General features: G+C 65.5%; 22 protein-coding genes and 2 pseudogenes. 12 read left to right on the top strand and 12 right to left on the bottom strand.

Annotated features, from left to right (window positions below; genetic code table 11):
• Nucleotides 1–92 precede the first annotated feature (92 nt).
• Entirely contained in the window at nucleotides 93–1,043 is a 951-nt protein-coding gene (thiL, locus tag QMG84_RS07755) for a thiamine-phosphate kinase (protein WP_281931945.1), read from the bottom strand.
• A 187-nt stretch (nucleotides 1,044–1,230) separates the two neighbouring features.
• On the opposite strand from thiL, the gene aspS reads away from it, so the two are divergent.
• The gene (gene aspS / locus QMG84_RS07750; RefSeq protein ID WP_281931591.1) at nucleotides 1,231–3,015 is read left to right on the top strand and encodes an aspartate--tRNA ligase; all 1,785 of its coding nucleotides are present in this window, start codon (nucleotides 1,231–1,233) and stop codon (nucleotides 3,013–3,015) included.
• A 9-nt stretch (nucleotides 3,016–3,024) separates the two neighbouring features.
• Here the strand turns inward: aspS and QMG84_RS07745 are convergent, their stop codons facing one another.
• Nucleotides 3,025–3,492, bottom strand: a complete 468-nt coding sequence (locus QMG84_RS07745) for a phosphate-starvation-inducible protein PsiE (RefSeq protein WP_281931590.1) — start codon at nucleotides 3,490–3,492, stop codon at nucleotides 3,025–3,027.
• A gap of 215 nt (nucleotides 3,493–3,707) precedes the next feature.
• Between QMG84_RS07745 and QMG84_RS07740 the strand changes: the two are divergent.
• A pseudogene (locus QMG84_RS07740) lies at nucleotides 3,708–4,307 on the top strand (DUF4372 domain-containing protein); the annotation flags it as partial.
• Between the two features lie 174 nt (nucleotides 4,308–4,481).
• Here the strand turns inward: QMG84_RS07740 and QMG84_RS21390 are convergent.
• From QMG84_RS21390 to QMG84_RS07730, 3 genes and pseudogenes are all read right to left on the bottom strand, one after another.
• Nucleotides 4,482–4,556 (bottom strand): annotated as a pseudogene (locus QMG84_RS21390) (hypothetical protein); the annotation flags it as partial.
• A 65-nt stretch (nucleotides 4,557–4,621) separates the two neighbouring features.
• Nucleotides 4,622–5,305, bottom strand: a complete 684-nt coding sequence (locus QMG84_RS07735; protein ID WP_281930871.1) for a helix-turn-helix domain-containing protein — start codon at nucleotides 5,303–5,305, stop codon at nucleotides 4,622–4,624.
• A 78-nt stretch (nucleotides 5,306–5,383) separates the two neighbouring features.
• On the bottom strand, nucleotides 5,384–6,688 hold the full coding sequence (locus tag QMG84_RS07730; protein WP_281931588.1) for an RsmB/NOP family class I SAM-dependent RNA methyltransferase: 1,305 nt from the start codon (nucleotides 6,686–6,688) through the stop codon (nucleotides 5,384–5,386).
• A gap of 206 nt (nucleotides 6,689–6,894) precedes the next feature.
• Here QMG84_RS07730 and QMG84_RS07725 point away from each other — a divergent pair, with 206 nt between their 5' ends.
• The gene (locus QMG84_RS07725; protein ID WP_281931586.1) at nucleotides 6,895–7,044 is read left to right on the top strand and encodes a hypothetical protein; all 150 of its coding nucleotides are present in this window, start codon (nucleotides 6,895–6,897) and stop codon (nucleotides 7,042–7,044) included.
• Here QMG84_RS07725 and QMG84_RS07720 read toward each other — a convergent pair.
• Together QMG84_RS07720 and QMG84_RS07715 are read right to left on the bottom strand one after the other, a co-directional pair.
• Nucleotides 7,041–8,033, bottom strand: a complete 993-nt coding sequence (locus tag QMG84_RS07720; protein ID WP_281931584.1) for a class II fructose-bisphosphatase family protein — start codon at nucleotides 8,031–8,033, stop codon at nucleotides 7,041–7,043. The two genes, QMG84_RS07725 and QMG84_RS07720, sit on opposite strands and share 4 nt — an antisense overlap.
• 20 nt (nucleotides 8,034–8,053) lie before the next feature.
• Complete coding sequence (locus QMG84_RS07715) at nucleotides 8,054–9,352, bottom strand: homoserine dehydrogenase (RefSeq protein WP_281931582.1); 1,299 nt, start codon at nucleotides 9,350–9,352, stop codon at nucleotides 8,054–8,056.
• Between the two features lie 154 nt (nucleotides 9,353–9,506).
• Here QMG84_RS07715 and QMG84_RS07710 point away from each other — a divergent pair, with 154 nt between their 5' ends.
• Nucleotides 9,507–10,139: a MarC family protein gene (locus QMG84_RS07710; RefSeq protein ID WP_281931580.1), complete on the top strand. Its 633-nt coding sequence runs from the start codon at nucleotides 9,507–9,509 to the stop codon at nucleotides 10,137–10,139.
• A 119-nt stretch (nucleotides 10,140–10,258) separates the two neighbouring features.
• Here QMG84_RS07710 and QMG84_RS07705 read toward each other — a convergent pair whose 3' ends face one another.
• The 3 genes from QMG84_RS07705 to petA form a co-directional block, all read right to left on the bottom strand.
• Nucleotides 10,259–11,152 (bottom strand): cytochrome c1, encoded by an 894-nt coding sequence (locus QMG84_RS07705; protein WP_281931578.1) that lies wholly within the window; start codon nucleotides 11,150–11,152, stop codon nucleotides 10,259–10,261.
• A complete protein-coding gene (locus tag QMG84_RS07700; protein WP_202072659.1) occupies nucleotides 11,145–12,383 on the bottom strand; it encodes a cytochrome b in 1,239 nt (412 codons plus the stop codon). Before QMG84_RS07700 ends, QMG84_RS07705 begins: the two co-directional genes overlap by 8 nt.
• A 63-nt stretch (nucleotides 12,384–12,446) precedes the next feature.
• The gene (petA, locus tag QMG84_RS07695; protein ID WP_281931576.1) at nucleotides 12,447–12,980 is read right to left on the bottom strand and encodes a ubiquinol-cytochrome c reductase iron-sulfur subunit; all 534 of its coding nucleotides are present in this window, start codon (nucleotides 12,978–12,980) and stop codon (nucleotides 12,447–12,449) included.
• 280 nt (nucleotides 12,981–13,260) lie between these two features.
• Between petA and QMG84_RS07690 the strand changes: the two genes are divergently transcribed.
• The 3 genes from QMG84_RS07690 (at nucleotide 13,261) to hemF (ending at nucleotide 15,515) form a co-directional block, all read left to right on the top strand.
• A complete protein-coding gene (locus QMG84_RS07690) occupies nucleotides 13,261–13,746 on the top strand; it encodes a tRNA (cytidine(34)-2'-O)-methyltransferase (protein ID WP_281931574.1) in 486 nt (161 codons plus the stop codon).
• 105 nt (nucleotides 13,747–13,851) lie between these two features.
• Nucleotides 13,852–14,544, top strand: a complete 693-nt coding sequence (locus tag QMG84_RS07685) for a hypothetical protein (protein ID WP_281931573.1) — start codon at nucleotides 13,852–13,854, stop codon at nucleotides 14,542–14,544.
• Nucleotides 14,545–14,603: 59 nt separating this feature from the next.
• Entirely contained in the window at nucleotides 14,604–15,515 is a 912-nt protein-coding gene (gene hemF / locus QMG84_RS07680) for an oxygen-dependent coproporphyrinogen oxidase (RefSeq protein ID WP_281931571.1), read from the top strand.
• A 141-nt stretch (nucleotides 15,516–15,656) separates the two neighbouring features.
• Here hemF and QMG84_RS07675 read toward each other — a convergent pair whose 3' ends face one another.
• Complete coding sequence (locus QMG84_RS07675; protein WP_281931570.1) at nucleotides 15,657–16,031, bottom strand: GtrA family protein; 375 nt, start codon at nucleotides 16,029–16,031, stop codon at nucleotides 15,657–15,659.
• Nucleotides 16,031–16,333, bottom strand: coding sequence for a c-type cytochrome (locus tag QMG84_RS07670; protein WP_281931569.1), 303 nt, complete (start codon nucleotides 16,331–16,333; stop codon nucleotides 16,031–16,033). The genes QMG84_RS07675 and QMG84_RS07670 overlap by 1 nt, the downstream gene beginning before the upstream one ends.
• Nucleotides 16,334–16,912: 579 nt before the next feature.
• Here QMG84_RS07670 and carB point away from each other — a divergent pair.
• The 5 genes from carB (at nucleotide 16,913) to QMG84_RS07645 (ending at nucleotide 23,290) form a co-directional block, all read left to right on the top strand.
• Nucleotides 16,913–20,248 (top strand): carbamoyl-phosphate synthase large subunit, encoded by a 3,336-nt coding sequence (carB, locus tag QMG84_RS07665; RefSeq protein WP_281931568.1) that lies wholly within the window; start codon nucleotides 16,913–16,915, stop codon nucleotides 20,246–20,248.
• A gap of 217 nt (nucleotides 20,249–20,465) precedes the next feature.
• Entirely contained in the window at nucleotides 20,466–20,945 is a 480-nt protein-coding gene (gene greA / locus QMG84_RS07660) for a transcription elongation factor GreA (RefSeq protein WP_202072651.1), read from the top strand.
• A 41-nt stretch (nucleotides 20,946–20,986) separates the two neighbouring features.
• A complete protein-coding gene (locus QMG84_RS07655) occupies nucleotides 20,987–22,003 on the top strand; it encodes a mitochondrial fission ELM1 family protein (protein WP_281931566.1) in 1,017 nt (338 codons plus the stop codon).
• Between the two features lie 65 nt (nucleotides 22,004–22,068).
• Nucleotides 22,069–23,034 carry a thioredoxin-disulfide reductase gene (gene trxB, locus QMG84_RS07650; protein WP_281931565.1) on the top strand — a complete coding sequence of 322 codons (966 nt, stop codon included), beginning with the start codon at nucleotides 22,069–22,071 and terminating at the stop codon, nucleotides 23,032–23,034.
• Between the two features lie 16 nt (nucleotides 23,035–23,050).
• Complete coding sequence (locus tag QMG84_RS07645) at nucleotides 23,051–23,290, top strand: CDGSH iron-sulfur domain-containing protein (RefSeq protein WP_281931564.1); 240 nt, start codon at nucleotides 23,051–23,053, stop codon at nucleotides 23,288–23,290.
• The last annotated feature ends 231 nt before the right edge of the window (nucleotides 23,291–23,521 follow it).

Here is a 23,521-nt window from a genome sequence, read left to right as displayed (position 1 = left end):
CGGCCGCTGGAATCGTCCGGGCGCGCGAAAGTTTTCCGGGGGCGATTTGTGCCAGACTCCGGGGCTCCCGGCAATGGCGCCACCGGGCGCCTTCAAAAGTGGCTGAAGGATAATTTCTTGAAAATCAGCGGCTTTTTTGCTGCGCTGCGGAACTGTGGCGCGGCCGGGCCGGCGAGGATTTCTCCAATTCGCGTCACCGCGTCTGGCGGAGCGAAACCGGGGCCGGCCGTGAAGAGAATCTCATAGTCGTCGCCCCCCGTCAGCGCGGTCTCGAAAAGGCTTGGCGCAAGCGCAATCGCCTCGCGCGCGGCGTCCGACAGCGGGACCGTCGGCGCCTCTACCACCGCGCCCACGCCCGAGGCCGCGCAAAGCTTGGCGAGATCGCCGGCGAGCCCATCCGAGACGTCCATTGCAGCGCTGGCGTGGTGGCGCAGGAGCGAAACGAGATCGAGACGCGGACGCGGAAGCAGATAGCGGTCGAGGAGATGCGCGCGGGCGAGAGGCGAAAGCCGCGCCGCCAGTTTTGCATCGCGGCGCAGCGCAAGTGCGAGCGCGGCGTCGCCGATCGTCCCGGACACATAGATGGCGTCGCCGGCCCTGGCCCCGGTGCGCGGCGCGAAACGCGACGTGCGGCCGAGCGCGGTGATCGAAATCGTCAACGGACCCGGGGTCGCCGTCGTGTCGCCGCCGATGAGCGGCGCGGCAAAGGTTGCGGCGTCTTCCGCAAGGCCCGCCGCGAAGGCCTTGAGCCAGTCGTTCGTCCAATCGGCCGGCAGCGCAAGAGAGAGAAGAAAACCGATCGGGGCGGCGCCCTTGGCGGCCAGATCTGAAAGATTGACCCGCAGCGCCTTGCGGGCGATGGCGCCCGGCGGATCGTCGGCAAAGAAATGCACCCCCGCGACGAGCATATCGACGGTGGCGACGGTGGCCTCGGGCGAAGGCTCAATGAGCGCGGCGTCGTCCTTCAACCCCAAGGCCGCCGGCCCGGCGATGGGGGCGAAGACGCGGGCGATGAGTTCGTCTTCGGTGTAGCGGCTGGGCATCATGGTTCCTCCTTCTCCCGCTTTGCGACGCAAAACCGGGGAGGGTTGGGGAGGGGCAGTTCGGCGCCCGACATCCGAGCCAGAACCCCTCCCTCCCCGGCTTGACAGGGACAATCCCATTGCGCTTCTTGGCGCGCAATCGCCGGGCCTTTCCGGCATCCTTTACATTTCCAACCGAAAGCGGCCCATGCATCGCTACCGTTCGCATACCTGCGGAGAGCCCACCGAAGCGCTCGCGGGTCAGAAAATCCGCCTCTCCGGCTGGTGCCACCGCATCCGCGACCATGGCGGCGTGCTGTTCATCGACCTGCGCGACCATTACGGCCTCACCCAATGCGTGGTCGACCCCGATTCGCCCGCCTTCGCGCAGGCCGAGAAGCTGCGCTCGGAGTGGGTCGTGCGGCTCGACGGCGAGGTGCGCAAGCGCCCGGCCGGCACCGAGAACCCCGACATGCCGACGGGCCACGTCGAAATCTATGTGAACGAGATCGAGGTGCTGGGCCCCGCGGGCGAGCTGCCGCTCCCGGTCTTCGGCGACCAGAATTACCCGGAAGACATCCGCCTCAAATATCGCTTCCTCGACCTGCGCCGCGAGAAGCTGCACGCCAACATCATGCTGCGCGGCCGCATCATCGACTCGATCCGCTCGCGCATGAAGGCCGGCAATTTCTTCGAGTTCCAGACGCCGATCCTGACCGCCTCCTCGCCCGAGGGCGCGCGCGACTTTCTGGTGCCCTCGCGCCTGCATCCCGGCAAGTTCTACGCGCTGCCGCAGGCGCCGCAGCAGTTCAAGCAGCTCCTCATGGTCGCGGGCTTCGACCGCTATTTCCAGATCGCGCCCTGCTTCCGCGACGAGGACGCCCGCGCCGACCGCTCGCCCGGCGAGTTCTACCAGCTCGACGTCGAGATGAGCTTCGTCACGCAGGAAGACGTATTCGAGGCGATGGAGCCGGTGCTGCGCGGCGTCTTCGAGGAATTCTCGAAGGGCAAGCCGGTCACGCAGAAATTCCCGCGCATCCCCTTCCGCGAGGCCATGCTCAAATATGGCTCGGACAAGCCGGACCTGCGCAACCCGCTCGTCATCGTCGATCTCTCGGCCGAATTCGAGGGCGAGAGCGTCAGCTTCAAGGCGTTCCGCGGCAAGACCGTGCGCGCCATTCCGGCGCCGGGCGCAGCGTCGCAGCCGCGCAGCTTCTTCGACAAGCTCAACGACTGGGCCCGCGGCGAAGGCGCGCCGGGCCTGGGCTACATCATCTTTGAAGAAGAAAACGGCGCGCTCACCGGCAAGGGGCCGATCGCGAAGTTCATCCCCGCCGACGTGCAGGCGGTTATCGCCGCCAAGGCCGGCGTGAAGGCGGGCGACGCCGTCTTCTTCTCGGCCGGTGAAGAGACCCCGGCGGCGAAGCTCGCCGGCGCGGCGCGTCTGCGCATCGGCAATGAGTTGGGCCTGTCGAAGGCCGACGTCTTCGAATTCTGCTGGATCGTCGATTTCCCGATGTACGAGTGGAACGACGAGGACAAGAAGATCGACTTCTCGCACAATCCCTTCTCCATGCCGCAGGGCGGCATGGAGGCGCTGGAGACGAAGGACCCGCTCGACATCCTCGCCTATCAATATGACATCGTCTGCAACGGCGTGGAGCTCTCCTCGGGCGCCATCCGTAACCATCGCCCCGAGATCATGAAGAAGGCCTTCGAGATCGCCGGCTATGGCGAGGATGTGCTGATCGAGAAATTCGGCGGCATGTATCGCGCCTTCCAATATGGCGCCCCGCCCCACGGGGGCATTGCGCCGGGCGTCGACCGCATTGTGATGCTGCTCGCCGAGGAAGAGAATCTGCGCGAGGTGACGCTCTTCCCGTTGAACCAGCGCGCCGAGGATTTGCTGATGGGCGCGCCGGGCGAAGCGACGATGAAGCAGCTCCGCGAGCTGCACATCAGGCTGAATCTGCCGGCGGAGAAGGGGGCGTAAGGCCCCCGTCTACGTCGTCTCGCGTCCCGGGTCGCTCGCCTCGGACGAGGGATAGTGGAACGACGCATAGCGGATGATGAAGACCGCAAGCGCCAGGATCAGTGTGCCGCCGGCGAGGATCAGAATCCCGAAGTCCGGCGGCGCGTCCTTCTGAACATAGCCGATCATGTGGCGGGTGAGCGCGGTGATGCCGACGTAAAGCAGAAAACGCACCGGCATGTGATTTGTCTTGAAGTAAATCCCCACCATCGAGCCGATCTCTAGGTAGATAAAGAGCAGTAGGAGATCTTCGATCGAGGCGTGGCCCTTCCCGGTCATTTCGATAAAGGCTTTGGCCGCCGCCCAGACGGTCGCGCCGCCGATGGCGAAAAGCCCCAGGAAGTGAAAGCTCTCCGAGAGAAAATGCCCGAGGGGATGCGCGAAGCCGCGCATGCGCCGCATCGCTTCGCTGGATTCCGGAGCGCGATCGCTGGCCATATGTCTTCCCTTCCCCGCTTCGCCTTCACAATAGAAACGGTCGCGCGCGCCTGCTTGCAAAAGAGTTAATCACTAAAAAGGCCCCCTCCCTGTCCCTCCCCCGCTTCGCGCAGGGCTGTCCGGGGAATGAGTCGAAAGGTCGCGGGCGCATGCCCGGTTTTCCCGACGGTTGTCGGGTATTTTCCGGTTGTCGAGACTGGAAAAAAGGACCGGACATGCCCGTGCACTCTACTGTATTCGCCCAACTGCTCAAGCCGGTCGATCGGCGCGCCTTCAAGCAGATCGTCGAGCGGCATGGCGGCGACGCCTACGACAAATCCTTCAAGAGCTGGGATCACCTCGTCGCGCTCATCTACGCCCAGCTTGCCGGGGTCTCCAGCCTGCGCGCCCTCGTTCCCGCCTTCAACGCCGACGCGCGCGCGCATTATCACCTCGGGACGCGGCGGCTCGCGCGCACGACCCTTTCCGACGCCAACGCCCGCCGGCCCGTCGCCGTCTTCGCCGATCTCTTCGCCATGCTCTCCGGCGCGCTCGACCGTCATACGCGCCGGGAGGGCGCGGACATGATCCGCCTCATCGATTCGACGCCCATCCCTTTGAGCAAATTCCTCGATTACGCCCGCTCCAACGGCCGCGCTCACGGCCTCAAAATGCACGTGGTCCATGACCCGCGCGCCAATCGGCCCCTTCGCGCGGAAGTCACGCCCGCCAATGTGAACGACATAGAGATCGGCAAGAAAACCGATATCGAGCCGGGCGCCGCTTATGTCTTCGACAAAGGCTATTGCGACTATCGCTGGTGGACCGAGATCGCCGCGCCATTTGATCGATCCCTCGGAGCGGACCCGGCGGACCTCATGGTCCGCGTCGTACCAGGGCTCGTCGATCCTTTCCGGCAGGAGCCGTCCCGGCCGCGACCAATGACTTGCCGGCGTCGTCTGTTCGAGCGCCTCATGCGGACGCTCCTCGTTGTAGCTGCGCCGGAACGCATCGAAACGCGCCTGCTGCTCCATCCTGTCGCTCGCTGGGGACTTCGCCGTTTCATCCTTCAAGGTGCGATGCATGCGTTCGTGCCGGCCGTTGTGCTGCGGCGCGGCCGGCGGGATGAAACGCGGCTCCACGCCGAGCTTCAAAAGCCAGACCGAAAGCCGCGAAAGTCCACCGGCGCCCGTCGCGCCGAAGGGCGCGCCATTGTCGGAGCGGCCGGCAGGCCGATGTCGCTGAAAATGCGCAATAGCGCGCCCTTGACCCCATCATGCGTCGGCGGCGTGATCCGAACGTCGACGAGGTAGCGGCTCGCCGTGTCGGAAACCGTCAGCGGATCGATGCGTCGGCCATCGCGCGTGCGAAACCAGCCCTTGAAGTCCATCGCCCATTCGCCGTTGGGCGCATCCGAGCCGGCGATGATCTCGCCTCGGCCGACCGGGCGGCGACACCGCGGCTTTGCTGCGATCAGGCCCTCACGCTTCAAGATATCGCCGATGGTCGACGCCGCGGGCCACGCTGTTTCGGGGGCGCCGAGCAAGAGGCGCGCCCTGATCTTCTTTGGCCCAAAGTGCGGAAAGCGGCGGCGCAGATCCAGGATCCTGGCGATTGTCTCGGCCGTCGCCGCCTGCGGCGCACGCAACGGCGCCCGGCTCCGCTCCTCGAACCAGCGCGCCTCGCCGCTCTCGCGCCGGCGTTTCCAAACGTAGAATGTCTCGCGGCTCACGCCGTAAAGCCGGCACAACTCCGACACGGTGAAGACCCCCGTGTCGAAATCCCGAAACAAAGCGATCCGCTCTTCCACCGCCGCGCGCTCCCTGATAGGCATCGCCCGCATCTCCTCTCGAAGACACGAACTTGACTGTCAGGAATGCTCCCGGTCCAATCTGTCAGCTATCTCGCCGGTTCATACCCAGCCGCGACACCCGCGCCGCATCACGCAAACATAAAACCCATCGGTCCCGCTCGTCGCCGGCGAGAAGCGCAACCCCGCCCCGTGAGGCGACGCAAAGCGGGCAAGCTCCGGCAGCCCTGCCTTCACGGCCGCCTCGTCCCCCGACATCGCCGCAAACTCGGAATGCCCCGCCAAAAACGCCGCTACCTGCTCCTCATTCTCGTCTCGCAACAGCGAGCATGTCACATAAGCGAGCCGCCCCCCGATCTTCACGAAGCGCACAGCCTGCTCCAGCAACGCCGCCTGCTCCTTCAGCCGCAGCTCCAGCGCGCCGGGGGCGAGGCGCCATTTGGCGTCGGGGTGGCGCCGCCAGGTGCCCGTGCCCGTGCAGGGGGCGTCGATCAGAACTAGGTCGCAGCGCCCCTCGATATCCGCGAGCACATCGGCCTGCCCTTTCGGCTGGCGCACCTGGATATTGCGCGCCCCCGCCCGCTCCAGCCGCTCGTGAATCGGCATGAGCCGGCGGCCGTCCGCGTCATAGGCGTAGAGCTGCCCCTTGTTGTGCATCTGCCCGGCGAGCGCCAGCGCCTTGCCGCCGCCGCCGGCGCAAAGGTCGAGAACCTGCTCGCCCGGCGCCGCCGCGCAGAGGAGCGAGGCGAGCTGCGAGGCTTCGTCCTGCGGCTCGACGAAACCCTTTACGTAAGCGGTCTCGGCGGAAAGCGCCGGTCCCCTGCCCTGCCCCGCGTCGATGCGCAGGCCGATGGGCGATAGCGGCGTGGACTGCGGGTTCAAATGGGAGAGCTTCGCCAGCGCCTGCTCGCGCGAGCCTTTGAGAATATTGACGCGCAGGTCGACCGGCGCTCGGGCGGCGAGCGCCGCGCCTTCTTCAGCCGCGCGGTCGCCGAAGGCGGCGGCAAAGCGCTCGGCGAGCCATTCGGGGTAATCCCCCCGCACATGGTCGGGCGCGCCGTCCAGCGTCGCCGTTTCGAGCCGCACGCGCTCATCGTCGGTAAGCGGGGGCGGCGCATGGCGTTCGCCGGTGCAGAGGGCGGCGATCGCCGCGGCGTCCATGCCGCGCGCCTCACGCAGCGCGCCGAGCATGCGCGCGCGGGGCGTGTCGGCGCCCATGATCCAGGCGGCCGAGGCGGCCTTGCGGAGCGCGTCGAAGACGAGGCTCGCGATCGCCGCGCGATCCTTCGAGCCGGCGAAGCGGTGCGACGCGCCCCAATCCTTCAACGCCTCGGCGGCGGGGCGGCGGCGCTGCGCGAGATCATCGAGAATCTCGATCGCGGCGGAAACATGGGCGGCTGGGGTCATGGCGGAGGTTCGGCTTCCCGGGGATGAAGAAAATGGCGGCGCTTTCGAGATAGGGCTTGCCCGCCATGGGCGCCCGTCCTCCCATGCGCGACGGCCGATTGCAATGCGGCAAGACGCGAGCGTCACAATTCGGACGTTATGGCCAAGTTGACTTCGCTGCGGCGCAACATGCGCCTGCCATCGGGTTTGCAATCATGAAATCGCAAATGAACCGCGCCTTGCCGCTTCTGGCTTCGCTTCTTGCTTTGTCGCTCGCGGCCTGCGCCACGCAGCCGCCCCCGCCGCCGGATATTCCGCCGCCGCCCAAGCGCAAGCTCGACGCCAAGACGCAGCTCGAAACAGGCCGGACCTATTAAAGGTTCAAAAGGGCGCCCGGCCGCCGCCGGGCCCCGATCCGCCGGACGGTGCCAGTCGCCGAGCGGTACACCAGCGTCTCGGTCTCGATCCCGCTTTTGTCCAAAACGACGCCGCCCACCAGCCGGCCGTCCGTGACGCCGGTGACGCAGACCACAACGTCGCCGGTCACCATATCAGCCACGCCATATTTCTTGCGAAGATCCGCCAGCCCGTGGCGCAGCGCACAAGCGCGTTGCTCGGCCGTCTCCAGCACCAGACGCCCCTGCATCTGGCCGCCGGCGCAACGCAGCGCCGCCGCCGCCAGCACGCCCTGCGGGGCGCCGCCGGAGCCGAGATACATATCGACGCCCGTCTCTTCCGGGTTGGTGACGAAAATGACCCCCGCCACGTCGCCGTCGGTGATCAGCCGCACGCAGGCGCCGGCCTTGCGGCATTTGGAGACGATCTGGGCATGGCGCGGACGGTCGAGCACGCAGACCGTGATCTCCCCCGTCGACACGCCCTTCGCCTCGGCCAAGGCGCGGACATTCTCCGCAGGGTCGCGGTCGAGATCGACGACGCCTTCCGCATAGCCGGGGCCGATAGCGATCTTGTCCATGTAACAGTCGGGCGCCTGCAGCAGGGCCCCCGACGACGCAGCGGCGGCGATCGAAATCGCTCCCGCCTGGTCCTTGGCGCAGAGCGTCGCCCCCTCGAGCGGCGCCACGGCCAGCTCCACGCGCATGCCCGCGGCGGCGCCGATCTCCAGACCGACAGGAAGCCCGGCGGAATCGCCGCTTTCCTCCTCGCCGATGACGATGCGGCCCCGCACCGGCAGGCGGGCCAGCTCCTCGCGCATCGCCGCGGCGGCGGCGCGGTCGGCGGCCATTTCATCGCCACGGCCGCGCCAGCGCGCGGCAGCGACGGCGGCGCGTTCGGTGGCGCGCGCCAGCTCGATGGTCAGCAGACGCTCCACCGACGCGGGGTCCAATCTGGAGGATTGCGACATTTGCGCTCTCCGCGCCTTAGCTATTCCCGCTCGATGCGGATGACTTGAGCGCGCGACACGATGGTCCCGTCCTGGAAGATCAGGTCCAGCGCCTCGCGCACCAGATGCTCGCTCGTCGCATGGGTGATGAGGATAACATCGACGCAGGCGCCCGGCGCGCCGCGGCTGCCGCGCTGCATGATGCTGTCGAGCGAAATCTGCCGCTCGGCCATGCGCGTCGCGATCTTGGCGAAGGCGCCGGCGACGTCCTTCACCGACATGCGGATGTAATAGCCGCCCTCGTGCCGGCGCATCGGCGTGCGCTTGAACTCGGCGAGCTGGCTCGACGGCAGGCCGAAGGGGGCCGAGCGGACGCCCTTGGCGATATCGGCGATATCGGCCACCACCGCGGAGGCCGTGGCGTCGCCGCCGGCGCCGGGGCCGACGAGGGTGAGTTCATGCACGGCGTCGGCGTCGATGGTGACGGCGTTGAGCACGCCCATCACCTGGGCGATCGCGCTGTTCTTGCTCACCATGGTCGGATGGACGCGCTGCTCGATGCCCTCCGCCGTGCGCTGGGCGACGCCGAGAAGCTTGATGCGGAAGCCGAGCTCGTCCGCCGCCTCGATGTCGGCGAGCGTGACGCGCTCGATACCCTCGATGTCGATCGACTGCGCGGAGATGCGCGTGCCAAAGGCGAGAGAAGTGAGGATCGCGAGCTTATGCGCGGTGTCAAAGCCGCCGATGTCGAAAGTCGGGTCCGCCTCGGCGTAGCCAAGCCTTTGCGCCTCGCTCAGGCACGCCTCGAAGGAAAGCTGCTCGCGCTCCATGCGCGATAATATGTAATTGCAGGTGCCGTTGAGAATGCCATAGACGCGCTCGATCGAATTGCCGGCGAGCCCCTCGCGCAGCGTCTTGACGATCGGAATGCCGCCGGCGACCGAGGCCTCGAAGGAGAGCGCGACGCGTTTCTCCTCGGCGAGCTGGGTCAGATGCAGGCCATGGGCGGCGAGCAGCGCCTTATTGGCGGTGACGACCGGCTTGCCATGGGCGAGCGCGCTCTCGACGCTGGCGCGCGCCGGGCCTTCCGAGCCGCCGATCAGCTCGACGAAAAGGTCGATCGTCTCCGAAGTTGCGAGCTTGACGGGATCGTGGAAAAATTCCGCCCCGGAGAAATCGGCGTCGCGCTTCTTGCCAGCGTCGCGCGCCGAGACGCCCGTGACAACGATGCGGCGGCCGGTGCGGGCCATCAGCGCCTGCTCCTGCCGCTGGAGAAGCCGCGCAACCGCCGCGCCGACGGTTCCGAGCCCCGCGATGCCGACGCGCAAAATCTCCGACATTTCGACCCTTCCGGGAGTAGCTGAGCCGCCCGGAAAGACCGGGCTAGAAGCCAAGCGTTGTGCACGATTCCGAAGAGGCGATCAAGGAAGCGCCGCAAAAAGGGCGCGCGAGCGCCCTAGCTTAAAGAGAAGCCAGCAAGCGGGACGAGGATGGATGGCCGCCATCTATTGGAGCAACTTTCTAGCGGCTTTAGTGACGCTTGCGGTCGTCGTCGAGCCTGCCGGCCTCGCGCCGATCTTCCTCGCCGCGACCGCCCGGGAAACCAAAGCGGCGCGCGCGCAAATCGCTCTGCGGGCCTGTCTCTACGCCTTTCTGATCCTCACGGGCGCGGCCTTTGGCGGCGAGGCGCTGTTGCGCGCGCTGGGCGTCACTTTGCCTGCCTTCCGCATCGCCGGGGGCTTGCTGCTCTTTTCCATCGCCTCGGAAATGGTGCTGGGCGTCCGGATCGGGCGCGACGCCGCGACGGCCGCTCAGGCGATCGACGAGCGCGCGCGCCACATCGCCGCTTTCCCGCTCGCCATCCCGCTGATGGCCGGCCCCGGCGCGATTACGGCGACGCTGCTCATCGCCGGCGAAGCGCATGGCGATCCGCTCGCGCTCGCAGCGCTCATCGGCGCGATCTTTACGGTGCTGGCGCTCTGCTGGGCGGTCTGCCGGCTGGCGACGAGCGTGGAGCGCCTGGTCGGCGCCTCGGTGAGCATCGTGATGGAAAAGCTGATCGGCGTGCTTCTCGCGTCGCTTGCCGTGCAATATGTCGTCGACGGCGCGCGAAGCCTGTTGTCGTGACTGGCGCGCGCCGTCATTGCGAGCGAAGCGAAGCAATCCAGAGCGTCATCCCGGCCCTGGATTTTGCTTCGTCGCTTCGCTCCTCGCAATGACGGATGCGGGGCTTAAGCCTTACGCGCTCAATGCGCCACGTTCGACCAGATCTTGCGCTTGGTGAAATAGAGCAGCACGGCGAAGACGAACAGGAAGGCGAGCACGGCCTGTCCTATGCGCTTGCGGGCGTCGAGATGCGGCTCGGCGACCCACATCATGAAGGCCGTGACGTCCTTGGCGTATTGGTCGACGGTCTGCGGCGCGCCGTCGTCATAGGTCACGGCGCCGTCCGACAGAGGCGGCGGCATGCCGATGCGATTGCCGGGCATATAGGCGTTGTAGAACTGGCCGTCGGGAATTTGCATCCCATGCGGCGGCTCGCCATAGCCCTTGAGCAGCGAGGCGATATAGTCGACGCCATGCTCCTGATAGGAGAAGCCCGGCAGCGCGTCGAAGAGGAAGGTCGGGAAGCCGCGCCCATAGCCGCGCGCCTTGGCGAGCACCGACATATCCGGCGGATAGGCGCCCGACATCGCCGCGCGCGCCGCCTGCTCATTGGCGAAGGGCGGCGGGAAACGGTCGCTCGGCCGCGCGGGGCGATCGAAATAATCGCCCGTATCGTTCGGACCGTCCTTGACCTTGTAGGTCGCGGCGAGGTCGGCGACTTCCTTCTCGGAAAACTCCGGCCCGCCCGGCTGGCTCAGATTGCGGAAGGCCAGCATTTTGATCGAATGGCAGGTCGAGCAGACTTCCTTATAGACCTTGAAGCCGCGGCGGAGCTGCGCCTTGTCGTAGCTGCCCAGCGCGCCCGCGAAGCTCCAGCTATGGACCTCCGGCTTCTTCTCGTGATGCCCGGACTCGGCCAAGGCCGGCGAACCCGCCAGCGCGCCGGCGAGCAGGGCCGCGCCCGAAAGGTGTGACAAGAAACTGCGCTTCATCGAGGAGTCCTTGAGGGCAAAGAAGGATCGCGCGTCACGCATGGGCGGTCTTCCCCGTGGCGACGGCGGCGTCGATCGACTCCGGCACGGGCTCGGTCTTTTCGACCTTGCCGAGCCAGGGCAGGATCACGATGAAATGCAGGAAGTAGTAGAAGGAGAAGATGCGGGCGAGCCACAGATAGACGCCTTCCGCCGGCTGCGCGCCGAGATAGCCGAGCCCGACGCACACCGCGACGAAGACCCAGTAGAATTTGCGGAACAGCGGCCGGAAGCTGCCCGATTTCACCTTCGACGTGTCGAGCCAGGGCAGCGCCATGGTGATGAGGATCGACAGGAACAGCGCGATGACGCCGAGCAGCTTGTTCGGGATGGCGCGCAGGATCGCGTAGAAGGGCAGGAAATACCACTCCGGCACGATATGCGGCGGCGTCACCAGCGGATTGGCCTCGATGTAATTGTCCGGATGGCCGAGATAATTCGGCACGAAGAACATCATCCAGGCATAGAGCACGAGGAAGGCGCCGATGGCGAAGCCATCCTTCAGCGTCGCATAGGGCGTGAAGGGCACGGTGTCCTTCTCGACGTCCTTCACCTCGACGCCGGTCGGATTGTTCTGCCCCGTCACATGCAGCGCCCAGACATGCAGCGCGACGATCGCGACGATAATGAAGGGCAAGAGATAATGCAGGGCGAAGAAGCGGTTCAGCGTCGGATTATCGACCGAGTAGCCGCCCAGCAGCCAGGTGGTGATCGAGGTTCCGACCACCGGGATCGCCGAGAAGAGGTTGGTGATGACCGTCGCGGCCCAGAAGGACATTTGGCCCCAGGGCAGGACATAGCCGAGAAAGCCCGTCGCCATCATCACCATGAAGATGAGGACGCCGAGGATCCACAGCACCTCGCGCGGCTCCTTGTAGGAGCCGTAATACATGCCGCGGAAGATGTGGAGATAGACGGCGAGGAAGAACATGGAGGCGCCATTGGCGTGCGCATAACGCAGCGCCCAGCCCCAATTCACGTCGCGCATGATCTTTTCGACGGAGTCGAAGGCGAGCGTCGTCTCGCCGGTGTAGTGCATGGCGAGCACCACGCCCGTGACGATCTGCGCCACCAGCATGAAGGAGAGGATGGCGCCAAAGGTCCACATGTAGTTCAGATTCTTCGGCGTCGGATAGGCGACGAAGGAGTCGTACATGAAGCTGATGATCGGCAGCCGGCGCTCCAGCCAACGGGCGAAGCCGCTTTTGGGCGTGTATTGGGAATGTCCGCTCATTGGAACTTTCTCGAATGGATCGATGGCGACGAAGGACGCGAGAAATGCGGAAAGGCGCGTGGCCTATCCGATCTTGATTTTCTTGTCGCTGACGAAAGCGTAGGGCGGCACCTCGAGATTGGAGGGCGCCGGGCCGCTGCGGATACGGCCGGAGACGTCATAGGTCGAGCCGTGGCACGGGCAGAACCAGCCGTCATATTCGCCGGCCTTGCCGGTCGGAATGCAGCCGAGATGGGTGCAGACGCCGATGACCACGAGCCATTCGGGCTTCTGGACGCGCGCGGAATCGGGCTGTGGATCGGGAAGCTCGGCGAGCGGCGTGTCCTCGGAGGTCTTGATCTCCTCCGGGGTGCGGTGACGCACAAAGACCGGCTTGCCGCGCCATTTGACGGTGACGATCTGGCCGACGGCGACGGAGGACAAATCCACTTCCGTGGAGGCCAGCGCCAGGGTCGAAGCGTCGGGGTTCATCTGCGAGATCAGCGGCCAGACCATGCCGCCGGCGGCGACCGTCGCGGCCGCGCCCGTCGCGATATAGAGAATGTCTCGACGGCTCGGCTCGACCGGCGTATGTTCTGTGACGTTCTTGCTGCTCACGCCCTGACCTCTTCCCAATCGCTGCGAATAAAGAGCGCTCGGCTGACAAGCGCAAGCTCCACTCGAAGCAATCGTTCCACTTTTTCGCAACTTGCGCTAGCCCGTGGCGGCGGCGCCGATGCGGCGCGCAGCGGTTGAACCCCGTCCGCGCGCGGCTTATGTGGCGCCATTCCGCCATCATGTCCACAAGCGCAAGCCGGGATTTTTCGCTCTTTCCCTTCGCAGCGCACAATCGCGGCGATTTGCCGCAAAGCTTTGACTTTCCGCAGGATCGAGATTCATGCCGCCGCTCGCGCTCGCCCTTTATCAACCGGATATCCCCCAAAACGCCGGAACCATGCTGCGCATGTGCGCCTGTCTCGGCGTCGAGGCCGCGATCATCGGCCCCGCCGGGTTTCCCGTGACCGACGCCGCCTTCCGGCGGGCCGGCATGGATTATCTCGATCTCGTGACACTTCTCCGGCACGCCTCCTTCGACGCCTTCCAGGCTTGGCGCGCTGCACAAACCGCCGCGGGCCGGCGCCGGCGGCTCATTCTGCTCTCGACCCGCGCCGAGGCGCCCTACACGGCCAGCAAATATGAGTCCGGCGACATTCTCATGGTCGGCCGCGAATCGGCTGGCGTGCCAGACGACGTCTTCGCGGCGGCGGACCTTGCCGTCACGATCCCCATGAGACCCCAGGCGCGCTCTCTCAATGTGGCGGTTTCCGCAGCCATGGTCGTCGGCGAGGCGTTGCGGCAGATCGGCGGCAACCAAACCGAGTGAACAAGCGTTACCTCCCTGCGCGCCGCCGCATATCGGGCGGGGGCCTGCCGTGCTGGATTGTCGTCGACCGCCAATTTCAAGTCGTGAGCGATTAGGGAGGAAAGAGTGATTGAAGCCGGAAAAGAGCAGACTCCAAAAGTTCAGTCGACCCTGGATATTTGCGAACGCCTGCTGAAATTTCTCAACGGCGTCCTCGTGACGCTCCTTTTCGGCGCGGGCGTCGTGTTCCTCATCGTCGAATTCCCGACGCTGAAGTCGAGCTTCAACGATCTTCTCGGGCGCATCAATCAGGTACAGTCCGTCGAATTCGTCAATCTGAAGGTCGTCTTCGGCGCGCCGGACGTGCTGGGCTCTTTAGCGATCTACAAGACGCTCGAAAAAGACGATCGGGAAAAGGCGGCGACGCTGAAACTGGATTTGCGCGAGTTGCGGCCCGAATGGTTTCCGCGCCTGCTCAACGTGGGCGCCCAAACCAAGCTTTGCGATTTCGAGCGCGCGACCGACGAGATGCAGGAGTCGCGTTTCATCGACAAGCAATTGGAGCGCATGGCTTTCGTGACGCTCTCCGCTTCTCCCGAGGACAAGGCCGCCGTCCTGCGCGATATGGCGACGGCGAAGGCGGAAAAGAAGGAATGGACGATCGGCGCGCCGCGCTCCTGTTATCGGGCGACGTTGACCGGCCGCGGCTGGAACATTCGCACCGCGATCGTCGAATATCTGACCATCGGGCTGACGACCGCCGCCTCGCCGTCGCCAACTCCCGGCAGAGGCAGGAATTTGACGATCGCGACCGACTGACCGCCGATTTGACAAGGCGCGGCGCGCGGCGTTTCTGAGCGCTCGAAAAGGAGACGCTCATGAACGCCGCTCAAGACCAGCTCGAAGCCCGCAAAAACGCCGCGCGCGAGTGGTTCGAGGCGTTGCAATTGCGCATCTGCGCGGCTTTCGAGGCGCTGGAGGAAGAGGCGACGGGCCCCTTCGCGGAAACGACTGCGCCGGGGCGCTTTCAGCTCACTCCCTGGGAGCGGCAGAATCACGACGGGGCTCCGGGCGGCGGCGGGCGCATGGGCATGATCCATGGGCGGGTGTTCGAAAAGGCCGGCGTCCATTGCTCGACGGTCTTCGGCACTTTCCAGCCCGAATTCGCCAAGCAGATTCCAGGCGCCGCCGAAGACCCGCGCTTCTATGCGACCGGCATTTCGCTCATCGCCCATCCCTGGAACCCGAACGTCCCCGCCGTGCATATGAACACGCGCTTTGTCGTAACGAGCAAAGCCTGGTTCGGCGGCGGAGCGGACCTCACGCCCGTCCTCGACGCCCGCCGCACGCAGGCGGACCCGGATTCGGTCGACTTCCACGCGGCCATGCGCGGCGCCTGCGAGCGCCACCCCATCGCCAACTACAAGCGCTTCAAGGAATGGTGCGACGAGTATTTCTATCTCGCCCATCGCAAGGAGCCGCGCGGGATCGGCGGCATTTTCTACGATTATCTCAATAGCGCGGGCGATCCGGCCAATAGCGGCTGGGACAAGGACTTCGCCTTCACCCGGGACGTCGGCGAGAGTTTCCTGGCGATCTATCCCGAGCTGGTGCGGCGCAACTTCGCCCTGCCCTGGACGCCCGAGCAGCGCGAAGAGCAGCTCATCCGGCGCGGCCGCTATGTGGAATACAATCTGCTCTATGACCGGGGCACGATTTTCGGGCTGAAGACGGGGGGCAATGTGGAGTCGATCCTGTCGTCCATGCCGCCGAGCGTGAAGTGGCCTTAACCTGCCCAGCCCTCACCCCGTCATGGCCGGGCTTGTCCCGGCCATCCACGCGGCAAACGCGCCGGCCTCCTTCAGACATTGCCATCGCTGCCCGGCGTGGATGCCCGGCACAAGGCCGGGCATGACGGCGTTACGCCTGCCTCACCCTGCCCGAAACGTCCACGCCCGGTTGAGCGCATAGGTCACGAACATGGCCAGCACCGTCGTCACGGCCTGCGCCGGCAGATAGGGCGCGCCGAGCCGCTCCACGAAGAGGCTCATGAGCAGGTAAGTCACGCAAAAGCCGACAAAGGCGACCAGCCCAAAGCGCCAGCCGGCCTCGGCATGGGGGCGGTCGCTCGCGAAAGTGTGACGGCGGTTGAGGACATAGGCCACGCCGCCGCCGGCGACATAGCCGCACAGCGCCGCCGGCACCGGCGCCCAGCCGCCCGCCTCCACCAGCGCGATCAGGATTGCGTAATGGACGAGCGTCGCGCCGACGCCGACCGACGCATAGGTTGCGAGCTGGCGGAGCATCAGCGCGGAAGCTGGGAATAGTAGCGGGCGAGGTCCTGCATTTCCTCGTCGGAGAGATGGCGGCTTTCGTAGCGCATCTCCTTGTGCGGGCGGCGGCCCGACTTGAAGTGCTGAAGCTGCAGGTAGAGGTAGCGATCGTGCTGCCCTGCGAGATTGGGGATCTCGACGTCATTGCCGATGCCGTCGGGGCCATGGCAGGCGGCGCATTCGGCGACGACCTTGGCGAGGTCGTATTTCGGCTCGGCGCGCGCAGGAGCGGCGAGAAGACAGAGAAGCGCGGCGCAGGCGGCGATGGACCTCATGAAAATTTTCTCCGAAGGGCTCTGCGCCGCTTATGAGCCGGAGGCGCGCGCCCGCGCAAGACCGGCAGAGTCGCGGCGTCTGGTGGACTTGCGCCTGAAGACCAGGGGGTTTTCCACAGGCTTCGCGCTGAAAGACCCGTCATTGCGAGGAGCGAAGCGACGAAGCAATCCAGAGCCGAGATGACGCTCTGGGTTGCGTCGCTTCGCTCGCAATGACGGCCGACCTTCCGGCGCCTGGTCTTGCCTGCCCCTTCACACTCGCGTCATTCTCGTCTAGACAGACCTCGACTTTCGAGCCGGGCGCGCCCGCTCGCCGCCTGCAAGACAGGCATTCGGGACGCGTGCTGGTCCAAAAGGCCGGGAACGCGGCCTTTTTTTATGCGCGCCCATCTCATGGCGCGCCGACGGGCGAAGGCTCCCTCAGCCTCAAGGAGGCCCCTTCAGGGGCCGTCCCGAAGCGGAGGAAGCCGCAAGGACGATTCCCTCCCCGTCCACATGTTTCGAGACGCCTGCCTCGCAGGCTCCTCGGAGATGAGGGCGGGGCTCGAGCGCGTTATCCGCGCGAAACAAAGAAGCGACATGCCGAAAAGAACCGACATATCGACTATCCTGATCATCGGCGCCGGGCCCATCGTTATCGGCCAGGCCTGCGAATTCGACTATTCCGGCACGCAGGCTTGCAAGGCGCTGAAGGCGGAAGGCTATCGGATCGTCCTGGTCAATTCCAATCCGGCGACGATCATGACCGACCCGGATCTGGCCGATCGCACCTATGTCGAGCCGATCACGCCGGAATTTGTCGCCAAGATCATCGAGAAGGAGCGCTACGCCATTCCGGGCGGCTTTGCGCTGCTCCCCACAATGGGCGGCCAGACGGCCCTCAACTGCGCCCTCTCCCTCGAGAAGATGGGCGTGCTCGAAAAATTCGACGTGGAGATGATCGGCGCCACGGCGCACGCCATCGACAAGGCCGAGGACCGCGAGCTCTTCCGCGAGGCCATGACCAAGATCGGCCTCGACACGCCGCGCTCGCACCACATCAAGACGCTCGCCGCGGCGCTCGAGGCGCTGGACGACATCGGCCTGCCCGCCATCATCCGCCCGTCCTTCACGCTCGGCGGCACCGGCGGCGGGATCGCCTATAACAAGGCCGAGTTCATCGAGATCGTCGAACGCGGCATCGACGCCTCGCCCACCAATGAAGTGCTGATCGAGGAAAGCGTCCTCGGCTGGAAAGAATATGAGATGGAGGTCGTCCGCGACAAAGCGGACAATTGCATCATCGTCTGCTCGATCGAGAACATCGATCCGATGGGCGTGCATACCGGCGACTCCATCACCGTCGCCCCGGCGCTGACGCTCACCGACAAAGAATATCAGATCATGCGCGACGCCTCGCTCGCCGTGCTGCGCGAGATCGGCGTCGAGACGGGCGGCTCGAACGTGCAATTCGCGGTCGATCCGCGCACCGGCCGCATGATCGTCATCGAGATGAATCCGCGCGTGTCGCGCTCCTCGGCGCTGGCCTCGAAGGCGACGGGCTTTCCCATCGCCAAGGTCGCCGCGCGGCTCGCCGTCGGCTACACGCTCGACGAAATCGCCAATGACATCACCGGCGGCGCGACGCCGGCCTCCTTCGAGCCGACGATCGACTACGTTGTCACCAAGATTCCCCGTTTCGCCTTCGAGAAATTCCCCGGCTCCGAGCCCGTTCTGACGACCGCCATGAAGTCGGTCGGCGAAGCCATGGCGATCGGCCGCAATTTCGCCGAGTCGCTGCAAAAGGCGCTGCGCTCGCTGGAGACGGGCCTCTCGGGTCTCGACGAGATCGAGGTCGAGGGGCTCGGCAAGGGCGACGATATGAACGTCCTGCGCGGCGCGCTGGGCACGCCGACGCCGGATCGCCTGCTCGTCGTCGGCCAGGCGCTGCGTCTCGGCATGAGGCAGGCCGAAGTGCATGAAGCCAGCAAGATCGATCCCTGGTTCATCGCGCGCGTTGCAGAGATTGTGGCGCTCGAAGAGAAGGTGAAGAAATTTGGCCTGCCGACGGACGCGGAGAATCTGCGCAAGCTGAAATTCGCCGGCTTCTCCGACACGCGCCTCGCGACGCTCACCGGGCTCGAAGAATCAGCCGTGCGCGCGGCGCGCCATGCGCTCGGCGTGCGGCCGGTCTATAAGCGCATCGACACTTGCGCAGCCGAATTCGCCTCCCCCACCGCCTATATGTATTCGACCTATGAGACGCCCTTCGCCGGCGTCCCAGCGAATGAGGCCAATCCCTCCGATCGCAAGAAGATCGTCATTCTCGGCGGCGGGCCGAACCGCATCGGCCAGGGCATCGAATTCGACTATTGCTGCTGTCACGCCTGTTTCGCGCTGGCCGACGCCGGCTTCGAAACGATCATGATCAACTGCAATCCCGAGACGGTCTCCACCGACTACGACACCTCGGACCGCCTCTATTTCGAGCCGCTGACCAATGAGGACGTGTCGGAGATTCTCGACGTCGAGAAGTCGAACGGAACCCTGACCGGCATCATCGTCCAATATGGCGGCCAGACGCCGTTGAAGCTCGCGCATGGGCTCGAAAAAACCGGCGCGCCCATCCTTGGCACGCCCGTCGATTCGATTGATCTCGCCGAGGACCGCGACCGCTTCAAGCGCCTGCTCGACAAGCTCGGCCTCAAGCAGCCCAAGAACGGCATCGCCTATTCGGTCGAGCAGTCGCGCATCGTCGCGGGCGAGCTCGGCCTGCCGCTCGTCGTGCGTCCTTCCTATGTGCTCGGCGGCCGCGCCATGGCCATCATCCGCGACAGCGGCGCGCTGGATGATTATCTGCTCGGGACTCTGCCGAGCCTCGTGCCCTCCGAGATCAAGACGCGTTACCCCAATGACAAGACCGGGCAGATCAATATGGTGCTCGGCAAAAACCCGCTGCTCTTCGACCGCTATCTGACCGACGCGATCGAAGTCGACGTGGATTGCATTGCCGACGGCGCGCAAGCGGCTATCGCGGGCGTCATGGAGCATATCGAGGAAGCCGGCATTCACTCGGGCGACTCGGCCTGCTCGCTGCCGCCGCGCTCGCTCACGCCGGAGACCATCGCCGCGCTGGAGGAGCAGACCAAGAGCCTCGCCATGGCGCTCGGCGTCGTGGGGCTGATGAATGTGCAATATGCGCTCAAGGACGGCGAGATCTATGTTCTCGAAGTGAACCCGCGCGCCTCGCGCACCGTGCCCTTCGTCGCCAAGGTCGTCGGCGCGCCTTTCGCCAAGATCGCCGCACGCGTGATGGCGGGCGAGAAGCTCTCAAGCTTCACCCTGCCCTCCACCCCGCCGAACCATATCGGCGTGAAGGAAGCGGTCTTCCCCTTCGCGCGCTTCCCCGGCGTCGACACTGTGCTCGGCCCGGAGATGCGCTCGACCGGCGAAGTCATCGGCCTCGACGTCTCCTTCGACGCAGCCTTCGTGAAGAGCCAGCTTGGCGGCGGCACCAAGGCGCCGCGCGGCGGCGTGCTGTTCGTCTCGGTGCGCGACGCCGACAAGCCGCGCATCCTGCCGGCGATCCGCCTGCTGACGGACATTGGCTTCAGCGTGGTCGCGACGGGGGGCACCGCCCGCTACCTGCAGGAGCAGGGCATCGCCGCGCAGAAGATCAACAAGGTCTCGGAAGGCCGGCCGCATATCGTCGACGCCATCAAAAACGGCGCGATCCAGCTTGTCTTCAACACGACGGAAGGCGCGCAGGCGCTCGCCGACTCGCGTTCCTTGCGCCGCGCGGCGCTTCTGCATAAGGTTCCCTATTATACGACTCTCGCCGGCGCGATCGCGGCGGCGCAGGGCGTGAAGGCTTATGTGTCGGGGGATCTAGAGGCGCGGGCGCTGCAGGATTATTTCCGGCCCGCAGCCGGTTGAAGATAAGGAAGATAGAAGGCGCGCTTCCCAAGCCGCCTTCGGGCGTTGGCGCGGCGGAATATCGCGCCAAAAGCGCTCGGAAGGCATGGCGCTGCGCCGCTTTCGCGGCAAGACTATCGGACATATGATTCGGGGTTTCCCGCGCCGGCGCATTTGGCCCGCGGGGGCGAGGAAGACATTCCCCGACAATTGATCGGAAAGGCGAAGAGCGAGACCAATGGAGAAGGTGCCCATGACAGCCGCTGGCTATGCGGCGCTCGGAGAGGAATTGCGCCGTCGTCAGCAGGAAGACCGCCCGCGCATCATCCAGCAGATCGCCGAGGCCCGCGCCCACGGTGATTTGTCGGAGAACGCGGAATATCATGCGGCCAAAGAGTCACAATCGCTGAACGAAGGCCGCATCGCAGAGCTCGAAGACAAGCTTTCCCGCGCCGAGGTCATCGACATCTCCAAGCTCACGGGCTCCACGACGATCAAATTCGGCGCGACCGTCACGGTGGTCGACGAGGACACTGAAGAGGAGAAAGCCTATCAGATCGTCGGCGAAACCGAAGCCGATGTGAAGAGCGGCCGCGTCTCCATCTCGAGCCCGATTGCCCGCGCGCTGATCGGCAAGACCGTCGGCGACACCGTGGAAGTGAAGACCCCCGGCGGCGGCAAGAGCTATGAGATTTTGAAGGTCGCCTTCGTTTCGTAAACTTCGTCCGTTTGGGGTATGCGGCGGGACCAGGAGAATTCGTGGCCGGCTCCGGCTCTCGCCCACCCCCTCTCGCCGCAACCGGAAAAGTCGAAGCAGCGCCGGCGCAGCCGACGCTCCGCATCCTCTCGGACGGCCGCGCCGGTCATGAAGCGCAGACGCTCGGCGTCGCCGAGGCGCTCGGCCTGACGCCCGACATCCGCCGGATCGCGCCCCGCCGGCTCTATGAGCTTGTTGCGCCTTTTGGGCCGCCCGATACTTTGGACGCGCAAGCCTACGCGCCGCCCTACCCCGACATCGCCATCGCCGCCGGCCGGCGGACCATCCCGGCGCTGCGGCGCCTCAAGCGCTGCTCGGGCGGGCGGACTTTCACCGTCTATCTCAACGCCCCGGCCACAGGCCTGAAGACCGCGGACCTCATCGTCGCCCCGCGCCACGATAGGCTCACAGGTCCGAATGTCATTGCGCCGATCACGCCGCCGAACCGTATCACCCCCGAGCGGCTCGCCGCGGCCCGCGCGGCGCCCGACCCGCGCTTCGCCGCTTTGCCCCGCCCGCGCGTCGCCATGCTCATCGGCAGCGCCGAGGGGCTTCTTTACGATCTCGATTTCATCGCGAGCACGCTTCTCGACGCCGGTTATGGCGTGATGGCGACCGCCTCCCGGCGCACGCCGCCGGAAATCGCCGCCGCGCTACGGCAAGCTCTCTCTGCGCCCGGGGGCTGGTTCTGGGACGGCGAAGGCGCCAATCCCTATTTTTCCATGCTGGCGAACGCCGACCGCATCGTCGTGACGGGCGACAGCGTCAATATGGTTGGAGAGGCGGCGGCGACCGGCGTTCCGGTTCATGTCCTCGAACCCTTCGTGATCCGGCGTAAAATCAAGGCCTATCTCGCGGCGCTCGAAGGCGCGGGCGCCATCCGTATCTTGCGAGGGCCTTTCGAGGACTGGACATATAAGCCAATCAATTCGACGCCGATAGTCGCGCGGCGGATCGAGAAAGACTACGTCGCTTTCCTCGCGAAGCAGCGCAGTTGCGGCGCGGCGCATAATCGCTAGATTGCCGCCCTCCCCTCTTTCCGCTGGCGGAAAGAGTGAATTGCATCGCAACCCAAGAGTCTCCCATGTCCGCCCCCAACCATGCGCGCGTCATCATCATCGGCTCAGGGCCGGCCGGCTATACGGCGGCGATCTACACGGCGCGCGCCATGTTGGAGCCCATGCTCATCGCCGGCTTCGAGCAGGGCGGCCAGCTCATGATCACGACGGAGGTCGAGAACTACCCCGGCTTCGCCGAGCCCATCCAGGGCCCCTGGCTGATGGAGCAGATGCGGCTGCAGGCCGAGCATGTCGGCACGAAGCTCGTCTCCGACCATATTGTCGAAGCCCGCCTCGACAAACGGCCCTTCACGCTCATCGGCGACAGCGGCGCGACCTACACTTGCGACGCGCTGATCATTTCGACGGGCGCGAAAGCGAAATGGCTCGGCATTCCGAGCGAAGAGAAATTCAAGGGCTTCGGCGTCTCGGCCTGCGCGACCTGCGATGGCTTTTTCTTCCGCGGCAAGAAGGTGATCGTCGTCGGCGGCGGCAATACGGCCGTCGAAGAGGCGCTTTACCTCTCCAACCTCGCCTCGCATGTGACCCTCGTGCATCGGCGCGACACGCTGCGCTCCGAGCGCGTGCTGCAGGAGCGGCTCCACAGGCAGGCGAATGTCACCGTGCTCTTCGATCATGTGATCGACGAGGTGGTCGGCACGGAAGGCCCGCTTTCCGTCACCGGCGCGCGCGTGAAACACTCCAAAACCGGCGAGACGCAGCTAATCGACGCCGACGGCGTCTTCATCGCCATCGGCCATGCGCCCGCCTCGGAGCTCTTCAAGGGTCAGCTCGAATTGAAGTCCTCGGGCTATATCGCCGTCGAGCCGGGCTCGACCCGCACGAATATCCCGGGGGTCTTCGCGGCTGGCGACGTGGCCGATGAAGTCTATCGGCAGGCGGTGACCGCCGCGGGGCTCGGCTGCATGGCGGCGCTGGAGACGGAGAAATTCCTGCTCGACGCCCCCGCCCTCACGACCGAAGCCGTTTAGAGCTCAAGAGAGAGACATGACCGAACGCGTCGTCTTCCAGAAGAAAGCCATGCCGGTCGAGGTCGAGGCCGGCAAGACCTACTACTGGTGCGCCTGCGGGCGAAGCGCCAAGCAGCCTTTCTGCGACGGCGCCCATCAGGGCACGGGGATCGAGCCCGTCGCCTACAAGGCCGAAGCGACCGGCAAGGCTTTCTTCTGCGGCTGCAAGGCGACGAAGAAGGAGCCGCTTCGCGACGGAACACATAAAGAGTTGTAAGCATAAATCGCGCACGCGAGCCCAAACCGGCTTGCCGTCATCCATTCGTCCGCTACCTCCGGCCGCAACCGGCGGGAGCGCGATATGCGGATCGGGCGCGACTTCAAATATATCGCACAGGCGGCGGTGATCGGTCTCATGCTGGTTGCCGCGGACGTCGCTTTCTATGAAGCGCTACGGCACATGATGCGCTGATTTCGCTCAGCCGTTTGATTGCATTTCGGTTTGAAC

The organism is Methylocystis iwaonis, from assembly GCF_027925385.1.
GTDB classification, from domain to species: domain Bacteria; phylum Pseudomonadota; class Alphaproteobacteria; order Rhizobiales; family Beijerinckiaceae; genus Methylocystis; species Methylocystis iwaonis.
The sequence above is the reverse complement of the archived record's forward strand: the minus strand, read 5'-3'. Positions and strand labels throughout refer to the sequence as shown.